This window comes from Proteus sp. TSJ240517 (assembly GCF_047921575.1).
Taxonomy (GTDB): Bacteria; Pseudomonadota; Gammaproteobacteria; order Enterobacterales; family Enterobacteriaceae; genus Proteus.
In genome coordinates this window covers 1-1354 of the sequence record NZ_JBLRMH010000028.1, presented here as the reverse complement: position 1 = coordinate 1354, position 1354 = coordinate 1, and the positions used below count along the sequence as shown (strand labels likewise).

The window sequence follows — 1354 nt, the reverse complement described above, 5'->3', positions numbered from 1 at the left end:
GTCTGTCCGTGTTGATAGTGAAGGTAGATATAATTTAAATGATCTTCATGCGGCCGCTGTTGCGGATGGTAAAGCAACGGAATCACAAAGGCCTGGTGCATTTTTGAAAAGTCGTCAAGTAAGGCGATTTGTTCACGCTTTAAGCGATGCAACAAAAAGTGCATCGGTTAAAGTGATTAAAGGTGGACTCAACCAGGGAACTTGGGCTTTAGAGTTAGTCGTTATTAGATATGCAGCTTGGTTAAAGCCAGAATTTGAAATCCTTGTCTACAACACGTTTAAAGAGGCTACGAGGAAGGGATTAGATGTCATGTCTAAGTTGAACAAGCTAGATCATGTCATTAATACCGAAACTAAAAATATAAGTAACTGTGCAAGAACGATGGCTAACTGGGGAGTTGGTGGTAGAAAGCAGTTACTACTAACAGCGAGGGAACGAATTCTTAAAGAAGCTCAAATCTATATTCCTGGTATTGAATAGCGTTCCTTAAAATTGAGGATATTGATTTAATTAATATCTAACGATGAATAGGCCCTAATGGCTTTTTTATTGGAGTTTATTATGTCAAACAAACAGATTAATTATGAGGCAATAGGTCATTGTGTTTACTTGCAAAAAGAAATATCGCAGCTAATTGAAGAGAGAAGCAACCTATATAAAGAATTCATAGCGATTTGTCATTCAGGGCAATTTCCTTATACAGATCCAAGAAACACAAAAATCATCGATTTAAATAGTATTGATAAGCCAGCTAAATTGCTAAAAAAAATACATAAAATAAATCAAACTATCATCACACTAGCAACCACTCATAATCAATGGGCGGATAAGGCTGATTATGAACATTATGTTATTAGTAGCGATAATTCTTTAGGTTTTAGTACGTCTAGTGACGTTATATTCAAAGGAATTATTACCTGCAATAAGCAATCATCAATAGAAGCTGATGTTGTCAGAAACAAAACATGAAAAAACGCAATGTCTATGGTGGTCGCTGGGCAAAGGTACGATTAGCGTTTCTTAATGAACATCCGCTCTGTGTCATGTGCCAAGAGCAAGGGCGCATTACTGCGGCCACAGTAGTTGACCACATTATTCCGCATCGTCTTAAAGAAGCGCTTGAATCAGGTGATAAAGAACGTATCGCAAAAGCCCAAGCTTTATTCTGGGATAAAAATAACTTTCAAAGCTTATGCGAACTGCATCATAACTCGACCAAACAACGTATCGAAAAGAGTGGCAAAGTCATTGGCTGTAATGCGGATGGTATTCCACTCGATCCCAATTCTCATTGGCATCAATAACACAATGAATACAGGGTGGGGGCGGGGTAAAAGTTCAGACACTTTCGCC

General features: G+C 38.1%; 3 protein-coding genes. All 3 read left to right on the top strand.

From position 1 onward, the window contains the following. Window positions 1–481 (top strand): KilA-N domain-containing protein (locus ACNARN_RS18610; protein WP_416304818.1); only part of this gene is annotated, 481 nt, incomplete at its 5' end. Window positions 482–562: 81 nt separating this feature from the next. Next, window positions 563–970, top strand: a complete 408-nt coding sequence (locus ACNARN_RS18605; RefSeq protein ID WP_036976739.1) for a hypothetical protein — start codon at window positions 563–565, stop codon at window positions 968–970. Beyond that, window positions 967–1305, top strand: coding sequence for an HNH endonuclease (locus ACNARN_RS18600; protein WP_036937620.1), 339 nt, complete (start codon window positions 967–969; stop codon window positions 1303–1305). The genes ACNARN_RS18605 and ACNARN_RS18600 overlap by 4 nt, the downstream gene beginning before the upstream one ends. The last annotated feature ends 49 nt before the right edge of the window (window positions 1306–1354 follow it).

Excerpts from the sequence above, each read along its gene's own strand:
- ACNARN_RS18605 (WP_036976739.1), top strand. The coding sequence starts at position 563 with ATGTCAAACAAACAGATTAATTATGAGGCAATAGGTCATTGTGTTTAC.
- ACNARN_RS18600 (WP_036937620.1), top strand. The coding sequence starts at position 967 with ATGAAAAAACGCAATGTCTATGGTGGTCGCTGGGCAAAGGTACGATTA.